The organism is Glutamicibacter sp. X7, assembly GCF_054889245.1.
Map to the genome: position 1 here is coordinate 3,580,064 of NZ_CM142678.1, position 19,076 is coordinate 3,599,139.

The window sequence follows — 19,076 nt, forward strand, 5'->3', positions numbered from 1 at the left end:
CCCGCCGGCTTAAGGCCGGCGGGCCTCTGCGTGGGATCGTCGTATCTCATATGAACTCCTGTGTCGCGGGCGGTGATGATGGTAATGGCATCATCAGCGCTAGCGAACTCGGAAGTACATTTCCATAGGCAAGTGATTCTTCAAATCACGTTCGCGCAGACGTTGATCTAGCTCTTCGAGCGAGATGCGCTTGCGAGGCTGTTGGCGTCGTTTGCTACTCATTTGGTGTCCCTCCTCTCTGCATATGAAGAGGCGGGTGAGTTAGCTTGTCGCGTGGTCAGCACACCACGCGCTTTGAGGCTTTCCGGACCAGCGAAGATTAGTTCCGAGTTCCGTAGGGCACTCGCTGTGGGAGAGGTGCAAAGTGGGGCAGACATGAAAAAAGTTCCTCAGGGGTTTCGGTCGATGACTGACTTTTCAGCCCCCAGGAACTTTGATGAAGCGTGAGATTCTTAGATCTTCATCATTCTGGAGGCGTTGGAAGCACGATTGCCGGTATACGCCGAGACACGGCCGCGCACCGGGGCAGTTCGATTGCCCATAAAATCAAAAATAAACATGCTTCCCACCTCCTAAATCTGCTCGAGTCGATTGCCAAGGACTGGCAAGACTGCAACGTATATTGTCTAGTCGATCACGCAAGCCTCATTGAGACTTCCCAATCACAAGCTTAACCTTATCGCACGGGTCGATGGAAATACAACACCTTTGGAGAAAAAGATTGCAGCGCACGTAGTGAAGCCCACCACGAGTACTACATGGTGGGCTTCACGGCACTGTTTGACTATGCGTCGGTGGCTGACTCGGGCTGTTCAGCCCACCACGCCCGAAGGCGGCGAGCGGATTCTTCGACCCCTAGCGGCCCTTCGTCGAGTCGCAGTTCAAGCAAGAACTTATAGGCTCGCCCAACCACCGGGCCGGGTTTGATCTGCAAGAGCTCCATGATCTGTTGCCCGTCCAAGTCTGGTCGAATGGCGGCCAGCTCTTCTTGGGCTGCAATCTGCTCGATGCGTTGCTCTAAGTCATCGTAGGCAAATGCCAGGCGCTCTGCCTTGCGACGGTTTCGAGTGGTGACGTCCGAGCGAGTCAGTGCGTGCAAGCGCTGCAAGAGGCTCCCGGCATCGGTTACGTAGCGGCGTACGGCCGAATCGGTCCATCCCGCCTCGCCGTAACCGTAGAAGCGCATATGCAACTCCACAAGGCGCGCCACGGCCTTGGTAGTGTCCTTATCAAAGCGCAAGGTACGCATGCGTTGCTTCACTAGTTTCGAGCCGACCATGTCGTGATGACGGAAGGAAACCGCACCGCTAGGTTCGAACTTCCTCGTCGCCGGCTTACCCACATCATGCATCAGAGCTGCGAAACGCAAGATGAAGTCCGGTCCCGGCAGAACGCCTTCGGCGTCGGTTTCATGCCCCATCGCCTGTTCAAGGACGGTCAGTGAATGCTGATAGACGTCCTTATGACGATGATGCTCGTCGATCTCCAACCGCAACGCGGACACTTCTGGGAGTACCTTGTCGGCCAGGCCGGTTTGGACGAGCAGATCTATACCCGCCCGCGGATCAGCTCCGTTGATGAGCTTGACCAGTTCATCACGCACACGTTCGGCCGAGATGATCTCAATACGATCGGTCATCTCCCGCATGGCTTTGCGGACCGGAGCAGAGACTTCAAGCTTGAGCTGTGATGCAAAACGAGCTGCACGCATCATGCGCAACGGATCATCGGAGAAGGAAATGTCCGGCGCGCCCGGAGTGCGGATTAAACCTTCGTTCAACGATGCCAATCCATCAAAAGGATCCACGAGTTCGAGATCCGGCAGGCGCAGTGCCATGGCATTCATGGTGAAGTCGCGCCGGAAAAGATCGTCATTCAGGTTATCTCCGAAAGCCACAATAGGCTTACGTGACTCTTTGTCATAAGCGTCCGCCCGATAGGTCGTGACCTCGAGCGTATGTTCGCCCTTTCTCAGGGCGATAGTGCCGAACTCTCGGCCAACATCCCATACGGTGTCGGCCCAACCAGCGATGGTTCTAAGCGTCTCTTCCGGACGTGCACTGGTGGTGAAGTCAAGATCCGGCGAGACTCTCCCCAGGTATAGGTCACGAACTGGCCCTCCGACGAGAGACAGTTCAAACCCTGCGGACACGAATCGATCAGCCAGCTCAAAGATGACCGGAGGGAGGATTTGGCGCAACGCGGCGCGGGAGGGAAGTTCGTACATAGTGACTTAAGCGTGCCAGATTTCGCGATCCTGCGCTCGCTTCTACTCGTGGCTACGGCGCGCAGGGGCATTTTCTCGATAGAGTGGTTTCATGAACCGACCGATCCCGTCTGCCCCAAAGCGCACGCCATTGACTGCGTCAATGGCCCACGCTCAGGCACACGCCGGTCATCAACCACTTCCAACGGTCGAGGAAGTCTCGTCCGGGGGTATCGTCATTGACTTCGAAAATCCACAGTTTCCCGTAGCGATTATTGCTCGCTATAACCGTGGTGGGCGTCTGGAATGGTGCTTACCCAAGGGACATCCCGAGGGCCCGGAATCCAACGAAGAAGCCGCCGTTCGTGAAATCGAGGAGGAAACCGGCATCGCGGGACGCGTTCTGGCTCCCCTCGGATCGGTGGACTATTGGTTCACCGTGACTAACTATCGGGTTCACAAGACTGTGCACCATTTTCTGTTGCAGGCCACCGGTGGTGAGCTCACGATCGAAAATGACCCGGATCATGAGGCCGTGGATGTGGCTTGGGTTCCGTTAAACGCGCTTGGCAAGCGGTTGTCTTTCCCTAATGAGCGCCGAATTGCCGACTTGGCGCGCGAGGTCCTAACGAAGTATGTCTCAGGCTCCTAACCACCTGTCGGGCTCCGACCCGGAAACAGGCGCTTTTAACCAGATCGGCGCCAACGGTTCTTCTCCGGTCAGCAAGCCCGCCGCAGGACGCTCGAAGATCTACGCACTGATGGCCTCCGGGACATTGGTTTCCCGCGTGCTGGGCTTCGTGCGTACGGCATTGCTCGCCGTTGCCATAGGTTCCGTGACGTCGATTGCGGACATCTTCGAAAAGGCCAACGTCATCCCGACCATCATCTATATGTTGTTGGCCGGCGGCGTGTTCAATGTGATCCTGATTCCGCAATTGATCAAAGCCTCAAAGGCCAACGATCGCGGATCTTCGTACACATCCAAGTTGGTGACGCTCACGATCGTCGTCATGGGTGCGCTTACCGTGCTGCTGACGATCGCCGCGCGGCCCATTATTATCGGGCTGACCAACAACTGGTCCGATGAGATGATCACTTTGGGCACCTCATTTGCCTACTGGTCACTACCGCAGGTGTTCTTTTACGGACTGTATGCCGTTCTCGGGCAGGTCCTCAACGCGCATGGCAGGTTCGCCGCGTTCATGTGGGCGCCAGCAGTCAATAACCTGTTGCAGCTTGTTGTGATTGGCTCGTTCATCTGGATGTTCAGCGCCTACTCGCACGGTGACCCCATGGATCAGTGGAACGGACTGAAAACCGTCTGGCTCGCCGGCGGCGCGACTCTGGGTATCGTCTTACAGGCTTTGGTGCTGCTGTGGCCGCTACGGAAGCTTGGACTGAATCTGCACTTTGATTTCTCCTGGCGCGGCATCGGCCTACGCCATGTGGGAAAACTAGCGCTGTGGACCATCGCGGCGATGATGATCGGCAACATCGCATCACTGCTGTACTCAAAGATCGTCTCGGGAGCCACTGCCGCCCGTACATCGCTCGATCCGCAGGCTGCGGCATCCGTTGCCGGTGAGTATGCGCTGAATACCTCGCAGCTGATTACCGTGCTACCGCATTCACTCTTCGCCTTGACCGTAGCCACCGTCCTGTTCAACGACTTCACCAAGGCTTTCACCGACAACCGGCGTGAAGATATCGGTGGGCTGCTGAACCGTGGCATGCGTAGCACGGCTATTCCCATCGTTTTCGCTACGGTCGCTTTTATCGTCTTGGCCGGCCCACTCGGGCGCCTGTTCGCCGGACATTCTCAGTACGCAGTGGCAGCGGCCTGCGCATTGGGGCAGCTTCTTGTTTTGACGGCGCTGGGCTTGCCGTTCAAGTCGCTACAGTTCTTCATGTTGCGGGTGTTCTTTGCCGACGAAGATACGCGCACGCCCATGTTGATTCAAACAACGATCGCAATGCTTGGTTTGGTCAGCGCCACGCTGGCCGCCATGCTCGTCGATCCCCTGCATATCGCCGCAGCCATCGCATTGATCTACGGTGCCACCAATGTGCTTTCGGCCGTCGTGACGCACTACCTGGTTAAGCGGCGTTACGGTGACTACGGGGTAATCTCGGTGATAGACACGTACGTTCGCATTGGATGGATGGCCACTTTGTCGGGCCTCGCCGGCGCGCTAACTCTCGCACTGCTCGGCGGTCTTACCTTCGGCTTCGCCTACGATTCCGTCTTCTCGGCACTCGTTACGATCGCCGTCGTGAGCGTGGTCATGGCTTCGGTGTATTTCTTCCTTCTGCACCGCACCAAAGTTCCGGAGCTCGAGGGTTTTGCCGGTCCGATCATCCGTAGAATCCCCGGCTTACGCCGCAAGTGATTTACATTGAATCACCACCAAATAGGCAGGGTCGGAAGGTAACATGAAGGGTGGCGGGGTGCTCCCGCCGTAATCAATCGCCAACTCTTGGAGATGCAAGTGTCGCAGCCCATCGATGTCGGGTCCGTCCTCAGCGGTCGCTACCAGGTCACCGAAAATGTACTGACCTCTGCCGAAGGCGATCTTGTTCTGAGTGGCATCGATCAGGTGCTTAACCGCACCGTGAGTATTCTCGTCGCTTCACAGGGAACCTCAGAACAACTAGCGACCAGTGCGCGCGAGATCGCTATGGATCAGCGTGCTTCAAACGTCCAGGTTCTGGATCTCGGCGTGACCGAAACGAACCAGACGTACCTCGTGACCAATCCTGCACGAGCAACAGATTTGCTCGATCTGGTGCTGAGCACCGAAGCCGCACCATACGTAGAGCCTTTCTTCACCGATACGCTGGGCACCGAAATCTTCGGTGAGTCCCGGCAGGCGGTCCCAGAGACCTACGAGGACCAGGACGGCTACTACGAGGAAATCCAGTACGACGATCCTCAAGAAGAACCAGAACACAAACGCCGCGGAGCCGCCCTTGGCGCCGGCTTCGCCGGATTGAAGAATCGTTTCGGCAAGAAGCACTCCGAACACGAAGATGAGCAGCCGGAGCAGGACGAAGAAGTGACCTCCGAGGAGGCTACTTCGACGGCTACTGCGCCCGTCGCAGCCGTGAATAACCCAGACACTCAAGCAGAGCCTGAGCAGAAGCCAAAGGTGACGAAGCTGGATAAGGACGCTGAGCCGAGCGTCACCGCCACGGCGGCACTCGCTGCTGCAGCCCAGTCCAAGGGAACCGAATCTGGCTCCCAGAAGGAATCCGTCGAAGAGGACGAGACGGATTCCAAGAAGAAGGCAGCCGCAGCAGGTGCGGCTGGTGCAGGCGCAGCGGCTTCCCTGGCTGCAGCACCCAAGGCGTCCACCTTCCCAGCTGGAGCCAAGAATGTTCCGGCTCAGGATGAGCCACTTGTTGAAGACGAGCCGGAAGAAGAAGGCAATAGCAAGGGTGTGCGCCTCATGGTCGGTGCAGTGCTCATTGCCGTTCTGGTGATCGCAGTGGTCTTTGCCTTTAATTTCTTAGGCAACGGCAGTGACCGTGACCCTCAGGCCGGCACGCCCACGCAGCAGTCGACGGAGCAACCGACTTCGCAAGAGCCTAGCGGTGAAACTGAGCCCAGCGAAACAGGTCTTCCTGACCCGAAGGTAGCGGGGGTTTCACGTCTGGTTCCGGGCAATCAGGAACTCAACGCCGAGACCGACAATACGTTGTCGAAGATGACTGATGGCAACCCATCCAGCACCTACAAAACGTACTCATACACCACAGGAAACTTTGGTGGGTTTGCCTCGAATATGGTGTTGATTCTGGACCTAGAGCAGAAGTCAGCCGTTCACGAGATCAACCTCGAGGGACTGAATGCAACCGGCGGTAACTACGAGGTATTGGTAGGAACCTCGGACGACCTGGGCAAGGCCAAGTCTGTCGCCAATGGCTCCTTTAGCGGGCCTTCCATCTCGATCCCGGTCAATGGTGATGGTCAGGACTTCATGGAAGGCACCCACGTCTTCCTGAACATTACCGACCTGCCGCGGGTGGCATCAGGCGCTAACTCTTCACGCCCGTATGGGTTGCAGATCGGCGAGTTCTCCGTGAAGTAACAGTCCCGGAATTATTTTCCATAGCTAAGCGTTGAGGTGGATAGTGAGGATAGCCCTCGCTATCCACCTCGCATTTTGAGAACGAAAGGTTCTTTCCCCGTGACAGCAGCACTGAACGACGATATCCGCGACGTCATCATCGTGGGTTCTGGTCCTGCCGGATACACCGCAGCCATTTACACGGCACGTGCGAACTTGAATCCACTGGTCATCGCTGGTTCGGTGACCGCCGGCGGCGAGCTGATGAACACCACTGATGTTGAGAATTTCCCGGGTTTCCCCGAAGGCATCATGGGTCCAGATCTGATGGACAACATGCAGAAGCAAGCCGAACGTTTTGGTGCTGAGGTCATGTACGACGACGTTGCCGCGGTGGATCTTGATGATGAAATCAAGACTGTCACCCTGAATGACGGCAAGCAGTTCCGTGCACACTCCATCATTCTGTCTACCGGATCTGCCTACCGGGAATTGGGTCTGGCCGATGAGAAGCGCTTGTCCGGTCACGGCGTTTCTTGGTGCGCAACGTGCGACGGTTTCTTCTTCCGCGATCAGCAGATCGCCGTTGTTGGCGGTGGCGATTCGGCTATGGAAGAGGCGCTATTCCTAACAAAGTTTGCGTCTAAGGTCTATGTAGTGGTGCGTCGCGATGAGCTGCGTGCTTCCAAGATCATGGGCGATCGTGCTCAGGCACACGAGAAGATCGAGTTCGTTTGGGACTCGGAAGTATCCGCCATCCAGGGCGACGAAAAGGTTTCCGGACTCGTCGTGAAGAACCGCCACAGCGGTGAAGAAACGACCCTGGATGTTACTGGTGTGTTCGTCGCCATTGGTAACGACCCTCGGATCGAGCTAGTCAAAGACAAGCTCGAGCTCACCGCTGACGGAACTATCGCTGTCGAGGGACGCTCGTCGCGTACCTCGGTCAAGGGCGTGTTTGCGGCCGGCGACGTTGTTGACTCGACCTACCGCCAGGCCATCACGGCCGCTGCGTCGGGTTGTGCCGCGGCCGTCGACGTTGAACACTACCTCGCAGATATCAAGACTCCGGCTGAAGCCGCACAGTAAACCTCCCGAAAGGAGTGCTCCCATGAGCAATGCAAAAGATGTAACTGAAGCAACTTTCCAGAATGACGTCTTGGATGCCGAAAAGCCGGTCATCGTAGATTTCTGGGCCGAATGGTGCGGCCCTTGCCGTCAGCTTGGTCCGGTACTGGACCAGATTGCTGCCGAGCACGCCGACAAGGTAGAGGTCGTTAAGGTCAACGTTGACGAGAACCAGGGCATCGCGGCCAAGTACGGCATCACCAGCATCCCGGCTGTATACGTCTTCAAGGGTGGCGAGCATGTAGCTACCTCGATTGGAGCAAAGCCCAAGCCGGTGCTCGAGAAGGAATTCGCAGAGTACCTGTAGAAGTCTCGAACAAATGGGGGTAGATGGCGTGAGCTATCTACCCCCATTGTTGTATCTAGGCGTACGACGCGATTCCAGACGATCTGAGATGGCGAAGACCAATAAACAAGTATTTTACTTTGTTTTCGAATCGCAGCTCTTGCCCAATACTAAGTTTTGCCATGATGGTCCTCTCGCTACGTCAGTTCGGTACCTCTGGACTCGATATTGTCCTAGCTGCCGTCAAAAACACTCACACTGTTCCAGGTGGCCTTAATGCCGCGAAGCACACTCGTGATCACGACTGGCTTCTTCCGCGTTGCATCGCACCGATGTTTTGCTCATTCTTCTCCACCCGATCGAGTCGCACGACGTATACGGCGGAAGTTCAGTAAGGCAACCACTACTCCTACGCAAACCCACTAGATGCTCGCTCTTCCGAACCGAGAATCTTCAGGGAGTGGGCACGCCTTTCCCCGCCTTTAGTTGCCATTGCTCCTTCCAAGACCATTGCTCCTGTACCTCAACGTCCTTCACAGAAAAGCTAGTCTCAAGAGCTGTGCCAAAGTGATGACCTGTTTCCTTACGTGATTGCTAATGTGTACGTCCGCACCACGAACGGTTACTGTCATCATTTCTCTGCTCCTACCCCACTCCCAGCACGATCAATATCCATTGCGAGCCTTCTTCATTAGACAATGTGAAATGTTGCAGTCGCCGCTTTGTGTTCACGATGGATTTCGCTGTTCCAGCCCGTAGCAATCGCATGGTCTGCAGACCGAACGGCTTTATGGAATCCTGTGCCAGCGGTGCGTTGCTTCCGACGGACTGAAGCTCGAAATTGCAACTGCATCCGGGTCAGTTTCCCGGGTAACCGTTCTCAGCAATGTATATAAGCTGATGGCAGTTAGTCACTCCACTGCACCGCAATACGTCTACACTCGACTGCTGATCCGCGCGCAATACCGCATCCAGAGTTCGCTGAACTACAGCTCCAAGACGGCCTCGATCGCCTCAAGCATCTTAGTGCCAGAAAGCCCAGTCTTCCGGCATCATGGGTTGGGCCCTGCGACCTAAGTCCGTGTTTCGTCCTTACCTCGCTTTCTATACAGCAGCGATCAACACATGAGTTGAGTAGAGGTTCAATTTCTCTCGACGTTGCAACCGGTGTCGAATCTGAATAGGTTTCTTGGCCGCGAGACATCTTTGCTGAACACCGTAAGACTTCGAGCTGACGATGCTCATGGCAATCCCCTACTCGATACCACCCATCGAGTGCCCCGCTGGGATCAGTCGGTGCCAGCCTCAAGCAACGTCTTATCGGCGACATATGCACCCTTCGTCGGTGAGGTCTCTGCTTGCTGGCGCACCCGTCCGTGCATGTTTCACGTGAAACACGGCAGTTTCAAGGAACCTCATTACACAACGTCCTACCCTGGGCTCAGCAGGGATGTTCATATGGCTAACCTTCTGTCCGCAAAGCAGGCAACTCCCCTATCTCGAGTTGTAGCTCCCACGTGATTTCTCGAGAGCGGACACAGTGCATGTCTTCATTAGAGTTTCGGTTTATGTGGTCGCTAGCGACGCGATGGACGGCCCCAGAATGCGGTACCGCCGAACGGCAAAACTAGACATTCATGCCTATCCCTGACACGCCACACTTACAAAGAACTTGCGCGGAGCACAAGTGAAATTGACGGAAAGCGTCTTGCGTCCTGTTGCCAGATAGACTCTCGCTCCCCCATGAGTCAGCAGGTTCAAGGACTGTGCCGCAACGACTGCTAGATTTGAGCAACGCTCGTTCAGCAGCAGAAAGGCACCAGTTATTTCATTATCCTTGTGCCTCTGTCGGGCGCTAAAGGACCAGCACGCCCAGTATGGGCCCGCTGTCTGAATCCGTTGTAACGGCCCCAGACTGTCCTCCAGATAGGCCGTAGGCGGGTTTATCCCGTCTCGGCGTCCAACACGCTTGTCGTTGTGTCTTTGGGTGCTTAGAAAGTCCCTCAGCGTGGAAGACTCGGTCCAACGTGCAGCCACCCTTACAACGCTCGAACGACGTTTCTTGAACTTTCGAACCTAGCCTCGATGCAACATTCACCGACACTGCATGAGCTTGTACAAGGCTTCGTCAGCGGCTGATGTGGGTGTGGCACGGTTTCAGCCTCAGATCACGGCTTCAGTGGAGCGGTAGGCCCTTCAGAAGATTGGATAGGGCACCCAGCGCGTAGGGCAAGTCCCGTCTCCGGTCTCTGCTGTGATGGTGTCAGGCCCGTTGAGCACCTTGCTCAGCCATCAACGCGCCGATTAGAGCGATGACCGTCTCTCGGGTCTAGAACAGTCCCTCCCCTGCCAACGGCTAGGCGTCTCCCCGTTCAATCGCGAACTCGGGTTGTTCGAGCACTTCCACTGCCACCCATTCATCGGGAGCCCGGCCAACGAGAGGTTATTTTCCCGGGCCATGTACAGATCCTCGAGGATGGTCGGCAGCTATTGGTACATGTACGCCGCAGGCGGTCGTTCTGGTTATGCAGCGGCCTCGTCTACGTGGTCATAGACCGAGTGACGAACCGTTTTGACCGCTGTCACATGACTTTCGGAGTGACCCATATCGGGGTTGCCGCATAGCGGATGCGGCATCGCTGCGAGCAGATTAACAACTAATGCTTCCGCAGATCACGGGTGTGCGCTCCAGGTGACCAGCCCGACCCTAAGCTTGCTCGGAGTGACCAGCTCGGTGCAGGCCAGGGTTCCATGCGGACCGGGTTCTCTTGGTTTCAACTGTTGCTCCGAGCATTTGTGGGATCCCGTCGTGGCGATCGCGACGACCAAGATCACTGTCAGGATCACCGTGACTGCCTACACAGACTTCCCTGCTCGACACCGCTCAGAATCACGAGCACGAGCGGTACAGTCTCCCCCAGCAACCTGTACGGAACTCTTCGACCCCACGTTCTATATCTGTAGTCACGCCCGAGACTTGGAATTTGGACAGTCGTCGAATGCCAGGTCATTTGACGCGCTTATCCCGGCATCGGGAAGTGACCCAGCGAGGTCTTACTCGTTCACGACGGTGATCACCCCAGTGTAGGCACGTTTACTCCGTTCTAACGGCCCATGAGGGGAAGTAGGGTTTTTACCGGCGCTAGGAGACGACAACACCCACGGTCTCGACCTGACTACTCAACATCCCAATGTCGGTACCCCTAAAGCCGCGCCCCTCAAGGAGGAGTGTTCCCTCTGTAGACCACGACCACCACGGGTCGGCGTAGACGGGGTGAAGCAGGTTGACCATGGCCAGCACCAAATCACATATCAGGTCTGGCGATGCCTCTGTGAGTCGTTCGGTCGGACGTGTTGCCGGTCGACAATATGAGAGGCGGTTATCTCTCGAAGATCTTTCGCATCAGAAAGAGGGAACTTGGTTGAAGGATAAATCCGGTGACCCGTAGCGTTTACGGGCGGGCACGTCACCACGTGTCACGCCAACCTAGGCGACCTCACTGCCGTCGAATTTTCTGAACTTCGTGCTTCCTATCGGCAGCACATCTCATGTCCATCGGCGCTAACGACTTTGGATTGTTTGTCTTGGAATGTCAATGCCGCCCTCCGTGAGCTAGCCATGGCCAGTATCAAACCCCGTTTCGACGATTTGCCACGAATCATTGCTCCGCTCCTGCTCTCGGAGGAAGCATTCACGAACCTACATTGGCCGGCGAAGCGATTGACGCACGATGCGCTGATAGGGTGCGTAGCTTGTGGGCTCGTCCCGAACCAATCAATCTTGTACTTAGACGGCACTTGCTTTCTGACGCAAACGACATCTCTCGATTCAGGTACTTCATTCGGAAGCTCACTTAGCGCGACTGCATCGGCGTATAGCTGCGCCGCGTTTGCCCGCTGCACGATCCACCCGCACGGATACTTTGTGGCCCTCTGGCTACGACCGCGCTTGGTGGTACCTCGATAGTTGAACTTGTAGCGTTTCCACCTGGCTAGTGAATAAGGCCAGTCCTCTCGCCTTCAGCAAGTCTTCCTATCCTCTCTCACTCCGCTAAGACGTCACGGGAAGAGTCCCCTCCCCTGCTATCCGCCTGTCTGGCGAACGTTTTCATGTGGAGACCGGGAGTTCTCGATCGAGCAAAGTTTGACGACGCAGGTATCAGTAACGCCTAATGCATTCGGCATGCCGGCCGCGCATGACATCCGCACCTCCGAGGGCCCGCGTCTGGCATACGCCCATGTTCCGAGGCGAATCGGCCGTACTGCCTAGAGTTGGAGTCCTGAACCTTCGAGACAAGCAATGCCTTTGTCGATTCCCTGCTCAAGCAAGGTCCCAGCCTCCAACAGTCACATTTCGCTGATGATGCTGGAGGCTAGGGCTTTCACGGTACCGCAGGTCTTCGAGCTCTAGTGTCTCAAGCAGAGCTACGGATGACGCGAACTGACCAAATGGCAGCCCAGTTACATCGAATCTGTGAGCATCCAGGCGTAAGGTCACGACTCACACAGAAGTTTAGGTCGAGGGTCTCCTCGATCCGCCTGCACATCCTTGATGGTGCACGTAAAGCCAGTTTTGGTGCGGCTCCCATTGCATTAAGCGGCCGCGGTGATTGCATATCGTTTTCCGCGACTTTAGCCGTACTTCTGACGTCGCCAGCAACTGTCGTACTTGCACGTCATCTCATGCCACATCTGCCTCTTGCGGTCGTACGGTCGTTGCCACTGCGATCAGTCTCGTGGATCATATGGGACGGGCGCTAGTTTTCGCTCCCGTGCTATACGCTCGAGGTGGTTTTCGGGTCTTCCTTCCCGGTCTACGGGCGCGCTTTCACTATGGCCGCCTACCATGGCACCGGCTACGAGGTAGGTCGTTACTCATCCGCTCGGACAACGCAGGTTTCTGCCCTACCTGCCCCTCGTCTCCCTGCATGTAGCTGTTTCATGCATCCTTTGCTTGTAGGTGATCGCGGTAGCCGTGACCGCAGTCAGCTCTGCGCGCTGCACCATACTGCTCAGAGAACTCATGTCAGTTTGTAAATCATTCATTCGCGAGGACAAGACCAAGGGCCCGCTCCGCCTGATCGTAGATACCCCTCTGACTGCAGATCGCTCCCCTTAGGTATTTCAAGCTATCGGCTCATCGAGCGACTCGTCCGATCGTGCGAAAGATTCACAAACTCCGTGCACAGCGGTAGTTACACTTGTGGCCCGCCCGACTATCAACGATTAGCTCGTTTCCCGATCTCAGGTCACTCACGGGTCGTTCTAGCAGCGCCTCGGCGGTCTGCCTCCCTGTTTCACGTGAAACATGCTCGCTCCCGGCATGAAAAAGCGGTGTGTGTTTCACGTGAAACACACACCGCTTTCCGAAACAGGGACTAACCCTTGGCCTCAGGGTCCAGAACTTCCATGATCCGATTCAGATCTTCGACGGAGGCGAACTCGATGCTCACCTTGCCCTTACGTGCGCCTAGCGAGATCTTCACATTCGTATCGAGTCTGTCGGCTAATGACGAGGCCAGGAAATCGAGGCGTTCGTTGCGATTAGCTTCGCGCGGCTTCTTTTCCTTCTTCTTCGGTCGATCATCGCTGAGGGCTACCGCTTCTTCAGTGGCGCGAACGGACATACCTTCATTCACAACTCGCTGGGCTAGTTGCTCAATCGCTTCACTGTTGGTCAGCCCCAAGAGTGCTCGAGCGTGCCCTGCCGACAGTACGCCAGCCGCGACCCGACGCTGTACAAGAGGCGGCAACTTCATCAGACGAATGGTATTTGATATCTGTGAACGCGATCGGCCGATACGATCAGAAAGGACCTCTTGCGTGCAGTTAAACTCTTCCAACAATTGCTGGTACGCAGCAGCTTCTTCAAGCGGATTCAGTTGTGAACGATGAAGATTCTCCAGCAGTGCATCGCGCAGGAGATCGGTATCGAGCGTGTCACGAATGATAGCCGGAATTGTGGCAAGTCCAGCTGCCTGAGTTGCACGCCAACGGCGCTCACCCATGACCAGCTCATAGGGCTCATCCCCCGCTTCACGAGAAGGTCGTACGACGATGGGCTGGAGGAGACCAATCTCGCGAATGGAGTGGATGAGCTCATCCATGTGCTCCTGATCGAAATTGGTACGAGGCTGCTTGCGATTGGGGTGAATTTTCGTGACATCAAGTTCCATGAACTGTGCGCCAGGAACATCGATCAACTCGACATCATCAGATGACTTGGCCGCTTCCATAGCCGTCTCGGGTCGCTTACTAGCTTCTTCTGTCTTATCGTTGCTCTTTGGCTTGACGGTCCCAGCCAACCCAGGCATCTCGGCTCTCTGGCGACGGTTCGAGCGGGAGTTGCCCGAGGGCTGACGCGTTGCAGTCAGTGAGTCGGTCTTGCGGCCTGGCTCAAAAAACATGTCAACAGGGCGGACGGGCTTGGTTTTGGTGCTATCGCTCGGAGTCGTATCTGCCACCTTGGTTTCACGTGAAACATAATCGGTGTCGTCTCCAGATGGTGCGGTAGGCGTACTGGAGATCAATGCCCCAAGCCCACGTCCTAGGCCTCGCTTCTTCTCGACCATTGCGTTCCAACGCCCTTTCCTCGCAAATCGCAGATATGACTAGTCTACTGGCCCGAGGTAGTTAAGAGAGCGCAAGAAGGGGTGTGTTAATACAAGATTGGCGTTCGCTTGCTTACTTCGCCCGTACACCGCGTTCAGCAATTTCAATTGCTGCTTCCATGTAAGACAATGCACCCGTGGAGTTGGGGTCGTAAGTAATAACGGTCTGTTGGTAGCTCGGAGCCTCGGAAATACGAACGCTACGTGGAATCAGTGCACCCAAAACCTGCTCAGGGAAATGCTCCCGAACCTCATTCGCAACCTGAGACGCTAGATTAGTTCGACCATCGTACATCGTCAGAAGGATAGTGGAGACCGTCAGACGAGAATTCAGATGCTTCTGAATCATCTCAATGTTCTTCAGGAGCTGGCTCAATCCCTCGAGGGCATAGTACTCGCACTGGATTGGGATAAGCACTTCCCGAGCTGCGACAAAGGCGTTTACGGTCAACAGCCCAAGGCTCGGCGGGCAATCGATGAAAACGTAGTCGAGGCGCGGCAGACCCTGGCGCTGACGAGTCCGAGCGTAATCGTCGAGCGCCCGTTGCAAACGTTGCTCTCGTGCAACTAGAGAAACAAGCTCGATTTCGGCGCCAGCCAGGTGAATGGTAGCCGGCGCCACCTGAAGGGTCGGTAGATCAGGGCATGTGGCTACCACGTCAGCTAAAGGAACATCATTGATGAGGACATCGTAGATACTTTCAACCTCGGCGTGGTGCTCGATGCCTAGCGCGGTTGAAGCGTTGCCCTGAGGGTCAATGTCAATGACAAGAACATTCAACCCGCCCTTGGCCAGCGCGGCGGCAAGGTTGACGGTGGTCGTGGTCTTGCCGACGCCACCCTTCTGGTTAGATATCGTGAAGTATCTGGTCTTATCAGGCGTTGGGATCACCTTCTCCGCCAGCGCCTCGCGACGACGATGCTCACTGGCCAGTTGGCTGGCAAGGGGAGAAGAGGAGTCGTTAAAGTCGAACACACTGTTCGACGGATCCTTCGTCTTACTCAAGGAGTGCTCCTCTGTATCTCGTGACGTATAGAACTACGACAGCTTGAACCATGTTTCACGTGAAACAATCAGCGACAAATGATTTCGTTTGTTTATCTACGAAAATCATCTTCCGTGCCGATACCTCCTTGGGAGAGGCACCAACACCTTAAAGACTATCGCCTAACCTCTAGCCAACCTTAATTCGAACCACCGTGGTTGGTTCTTTTAGGACTTCCTCGCCTACGACGATGACTTCGGTATTAGCCCCACCAAGCTTCTTGACGGTCTTCTCGGCCTTCGCGATCTCCTCAGCCGCAGAACGGCCCTTGATGGCGAGAAGCTCACCTTGGCCGTGCAACAGAGGCAAGGTCAGGCCGGCTAGATTGGACAGGGCTGATACGGCACGCGCCGTGACATACTGCGCGTTAACGACGTCCACCATTTGCTCGGCTCGTCCCCGCATGACTGTGACGTTATCAAGTCCAAGATCTTCGATAACTTCCGTAAGCCAAATGCAACGGCGTTCCAATGGCTCAATCAGGGTGAGCTTCAAGTCGGCTCGCGCGATGGCCAGACACAAACCCGGCAGTCCCGCGCCACTGCCCACATCGGCAACCTCCGCGTCCTTGTCCATGAGCTCCGCGATGACAGCGCAGTTCAGTACATGACGCGACCAGAGGCGTGGTACCTCACGTGGCCCTAACAGGCCACGTTCAATTCCGGATGTAGCCAAATGCTGTACGTAGCGTCGCGCGAGGTCTAGGCGATCTCCAAAGATCTTCTCCGCAGCTACCTGTTCTGTAGCGCTCAAGCTCAGGTCTTCAGTCATAGGATCGTCCTTAAGGTAAAAGCAATTAGTTTCCGGAAACCGAAACCACGATATGCCGCCGAGAGCCTTCGCCCTCGGATTCGGAATGCAACCCCGCATCGGCAATAACATCATGGACGATCTTGCGCTCATAGGCGCTCATCGGCTCTAGATGGACGGATTCCCCGTCTGCTTGGGCCTGCTTGATAGCTTCCTGCGCCATCGCTTGGAGGGTTTCAGCGCGCTGCGCACGGTAACCGGCGATATCAAGTACAAGGCGGGAACGTTCGCCCGTAGCGCTCAATACAGCAAGGCGTGTCAGTTCCTGTAAGGCGTCGAGAACTTCACCCTCTGCCCCAACGAGGCTGGAGAGATCGGCTGGCTGATCGTCGGCTACGATCGAAATGTAAGTACGTCCCCCACGAATCTCGATATCGATATCGCCATCAAGGTCTGCAATATCCAGTAGCTCTTCAAGGTAATCGGCAGCTACGTCGCCCTCGTCAAGGGACTCGGTTACTACGTCCTGGGTCTTCAACTCCGCCGATGCGGTCTCTTCGGTGGTGGTCATGACTACTTCTTCTTCCGACGGTTCTTACGCTGTGGCTGCTGACGCTGACCCTTCGACTGCTCATCAACCGCAGTCACTTCAGGAGCGGAATTCTTCTTCTGACCCACCGGAGGCAAGCCCTTGGCAGCACGGCGGGCGTTAAGGTCACGCTCAGCCTCGGAGCCTGGCGTCGGGTTGTTGCGGATTACCCAGAACTGCTGACCAAGGGTCCACAAGTTCGAAGCGGTCCAGTAGATCAGAACACCAATTGGGAAGTTGATACCACCGATACCGAAGACCAAAGGCAGAATGTACAGCATCATCTTCTGCTGCTGCATAAATGGCCCCTGCAGAGCCTCAGCACTCATGTTCTTGGTCATCAGCTGACGCTGAGTAATGAACTGTGACGCCGTCATCGCCAGAATCATGATCACCGCGACGACGATGACAGCTACGTTCACCGAACCTGAATTAATGGTCCCCAGGAACGTTTCCGACAATGGAGCACCGAAGATTGAAGAGTCGTCAAAGCTGCGAATATGCGCAGCCGACAATGCACCGATACCGGTGTTATTCTCGCTTGCTCGCGATGCCTCGTTAAGAACGCGGAAAAGCGCAAAGAAGAACGGCATCTGCACGAGCAACGGAAGGCACGATGACAGCGGGTTCGTCTTGTGCTTCTTGAATAGAGCTTGCTGCTCCTGAACCATCGCCTGACGCGACAGCTGATCGGTCTTGCCCTTGTACTTCGCCTGCAGCTTGCGCAGATCAGGCTGCAGGGCCTGCATTGCACGCTGCGCTTTGATCTGCTTGACGAAAACAGGGATCAGCGCCGTACGAATCAGCAACACAAGGAAGATGATCGATAGGGTCCAGGTGACACCAGAATCGGCGTTCATGCCGATCATCGTGAACAGTTCGTGGAAGGCCCACAGAATCCACGACACGACGAACGTGAACGGGGTCAGTATCCAATCAAGGAAATTCATTAGCGGTCAAGCTCCTTGTTACCGCTTTCCGCGGCATCTTCATCGTCGGGAATCACAGGGTGATTCAGAACTATGATCCTCGGGACCTTGCCCTCGGGCCAAATCCGCGGTCCCTCCGGCACATGGTCCACTCCCCCGTGGGAGAACGGATTGCAGCGCAGGACCCGCCAAGTAGTCAAACCAATGCCCTTAATTGCCCCATGCTGGGTCACGGCTTCAAGTCCATAAGCCGAGCAACTAGGGAAGTATCTGCACACGTCACCGTAGATCGGCGAAATCACCTTACGATAGGCGATGAGCAAGGCAATGAGTAGGTTCCTCGGTATATCTATGAGAAACCAGAATACTCCCGTGCGGGGAACCGTATCTTTACGCACGACTGTCCTGAACCTTACGTAGGACAGACTGGTGAGCACCGACAATCTGCCGGTTCAATTCGGTCCAAGGCAACTCCGCGGCGCCAGGCAATGCCCGAAGCACGTAATCGATATTGCCGTCTTCGGTACGCAAAATTCGAGAAATCTCGCGCATACGTCGTTTGGTTAGGTTCCGGTGCACCGCATTGCCGACAGCCTTCGAAACAATAAACCCAAAACGATCGCCCTGCACGTCGTCATTTCGAAGACGTGCATATAGCACGACGTTCCGGCGTCCGCTTCGGACGCCGGAACGTACAGTGGCTGTAAGGTCCTGCGCTAGGCGCAGTCGCTGACTCTTTGGCAACATGTCAGATACGACGGTTCCGTATGAAACGCGTCAGAGCATGAGACCAAACGCTAATCCGCAAATTTATGCGGACAGCGAGCTGCGGCCCTTGCCGCGGCGTGCCGACATGATGGCACGACCCGCACGGGTACGCATACGTAGACGGAAACCGTGCTTCTTGGCACGACGACGGTTGTTAGGCTGAAAAGTCCGCTTGCTCACGGTGACACTCCAAGACGATCTAGATGGCGCGTCTTACCCGTTACTAGCTAGCTGAATAACAACAGGCCGACGCTCGTTCTTTTGACATGCGCAATTTCGTGGGCTCTTCTAAACCTGAGCAGGGCACGAAACACGCGCATAGGACTAAATAACGATAGAAAAATAAGTTCGCGCCGTCAAACCGGCACGACAACTTCACCTCCCAGCTGAACCAGAGACCCGGAGGTTGTGAATAATCTATCCGAATCTTGTGGATTACGACATACTTTTCGGGCAACGAACGTGGATATCTCTGTATACACGGAACACCTGAGGATAGATACGCCCAAGTGAAATCGGGTAATACGGTTCTACACATCCCGAGAGGGAACTTTTTCCCCAGAACTGTGCATAACCATGTGGATGACCGCTAGAATCGGAAGCGACGTTGCCCGAAAGACGGTAGAACATCGACTATTCGGCGCTTCGTTGTGACCAACATTGCATTTCCCAGAGAAAAGAGGCGCCTTC

The 19,076-nt window shown here is 55.7% G+C and carries 15 protein-coding genes; 5 read left to right on the top strand and 10 right to left on the bottom strand.

Annotated elements, in window-relative coordinates; all coding sequences use genetic code 11:
• Positions 1-99 precede the first annotated feature (99 nt).
• Both ACYU0X_RS16960 and ACYU0X_RS16965 read right to left on the bottom strand, forming a co-directional pair.
• On the bottom strand, positions 100-222 hold the full coding sequence (locus ACYU0X_RS16960) for a hypothetical protein (protein WP_309410349.1): 123 nt from the start codon (positions 220-222) through the stop codon (positions 100-102).
• A 562-nt stretch (positions 223-784) separates the two neighbouring features.
• Positions 785-2,227 (bottom strand): CCA tRNA nucleotidyltransferase, encoded by a 1,443-nt coding sequence (locus ACYU0X_RS16965; protein ID WP_461901759.1) that lies wholly within the window; start codon positions 2,225-2,227, stop codon positions 785-787.
• Positions 2,228-2,318: 91 nt separating this feature from the next.
• Here ACYU0X_RS16965 and ACYU0X_RS16970 point away from each other — a divergent pair, with 91 nt between their 5' ends.
• The 5 genes from ACYU0X_RS16970 to trxA all read left to right on the top strand — a co-directional run bounded on the left by ACYU0X_RS16970 (position 2,319) and on the right by trxA (position 7,714).
• Positions 2,319-2,858, top strand: coding sequence for an NUDIX hydrolase (locus tag ACYU0X_RS16970; RefSeq protein WP_309410347.1), 540 nt, complete (start codon positions 2,319-2,321; stop codon positions 2,856-2,858).
• Positions 2,842-4,599: a murein biosynthesis integral membrane protein MurJ gene (gene murJ, locus ACYU0X_RS16975; RefSeq protein ID WP_461901760.1), complete on the top strand. Its 1,758-nt coding sequence runs from the start codon at positions 2,842-2,844 to the stop codon at positions 4,597-4,599. Before ACYU0X_RS16970 ends, murJ begins: the two co-directional genes overlap by 17 nt.
• A 99-nt stretch (positions 4,600-4,698) precedes the next feature.
• On the top strand, positions 4,699-6,300 hold the full coding sequence (locus ACYU0X_RS16980; RefSeq protein ID WP_461901761.1) for a hypothetical protein: 1,602 nt from the start codon (positions 4,699-4,701) through the stop codon (positions 6,298-6,300).
• Between the two features lie 99 nt (positions 6,301-6,399).
• Positions 6,400-7,368, top strand: coding sequence for a thioredoxin-disulfide reductase (gene trxB / locus ACYU0X_RS16985; RefSeq protein WP_418907931.1), 969 nt, complete (start codon positions 6,400-6,402; stop codon positions 7,366-7,368).
• Positions 7,369-7,390: 22 nt separating this feature from the next.
• Positions 7,391-7,714, top strand: coding sequence for a thioredoxin (gene trxA, locus ACYU0X_RS16990; protein ID WP_309410343.1), 324 nt, complete (start codon positions 7,391-7,393; stop codon positions 7,712-7,714).
• Positions 7,715-13,071: 5,357 nt separating this feature from the next.
• Here trxA and ACYU0X_RS16995 read toward each other — a convergent pair.
• From ACYU0X_RS16995 to rpmH, 8 genes are all read right to left on the bottom strand, one after another.
• Positions 13,072-14,265 (bottom strand): ParB/RepB/Spo0J family partition protein, encoded by a 1,194-nt coding sequence (locus ACYU0X_RS16995; protein WP_461901762.1) that lies wholly within the window; start codon positions 14,263-14,265, stop codon positions 13,072-13,074.
• Between the two features lie 112 nt (positions 14,266-14,377).
• Positions 14,378-15,310: a ParA family protein gene (locus ACYU0X_RS17000; protein ID WP_418907934.1), complete on the bottom strand. Its 933-nt coding sequence runs from the start codon at positions 15,308-15,310 to the stop codon at positions 14,378-14,380.
• A gap of 169 nt (positions 15,311-15,479) precedes the next feature.
• Positions 15,480-16,121, bottom strand: coding sequence for a 16S rRNA (guanine(527)-N(7))-methyltransferase RsmG (gene rsmG, locus ACYU0X_RS17005; protein ID WP_461901763.1), 642 nt, complete (start codon positions 16,119-16,121; stop codon positions 15,480-15,482).
• 25 nt (positions 16,122-16,146) lie between these two features.
• On the bottom strand, positions 16,147-16,671 hold the full coding sequence (locus ACYU0X_RS17010; RefSeq protein WP_418907936.1) for a Jag family protein: 525 nt from the start codon (positions 16,669-16,671) through the stop codon (positions 16,147-16,149).
• 2 nt (positions 16,672-16,673) lie between these two features.
• Positions 16,674-17,639: a membrane protein insertase YidC gene (yidC, locus tag ACYU0X_RS17015; protein WP_309410338.1), complete on the bottom strand. Its 966-nt coding sequence runs from the start codon at positions 17,637-17,639 to the stop codon at positions 16,674-16,676.
• Positions 17,639-18,016: a membrane protein insertion efficiency factor YidD gene (yidD, locus tag ACYU0X_RS17020; RefSeq protein WP_418907937.1), complete on the bottom strand. Its 378-nt coding sequence runs from the start codon at positions 18,014-18,016 to the stop codon at positions 17,639-17,641. The genes yidC and yidD overlap by 1 nt, the downstream gene beginning before the upstream one ends.
• Entirely contained in the window at positions 18,009-18,365 is a 357-nt protein-coding gene (gene rnpA / locus ACYU0X_RS17025) for a ribonuclease P protein component (RefSeq protein WP_418907938.1), read from the bottom strand. Before rnpA ends, yidD begins: the two co-directional genes overlap by 8 nt.
• A 63-nt stretch (positions 18,366-18,428) precedes the next feature.
• The gene (gene rpmH, locus ACYU0X_RS17030) at positions 18,429-18,566 is read right to left on the bottom strand and encodes a 50S ribosomal protein L34 (RefSeq protein ID WP_309410335.1); all 138 of its coding nucleotides are present in this window, start codon (positions 18,564-18,566) and stop codon (positions 18,429-18,431) included.
• Positions 18,567-19,076: the final 510 nt, after the last annotated feature.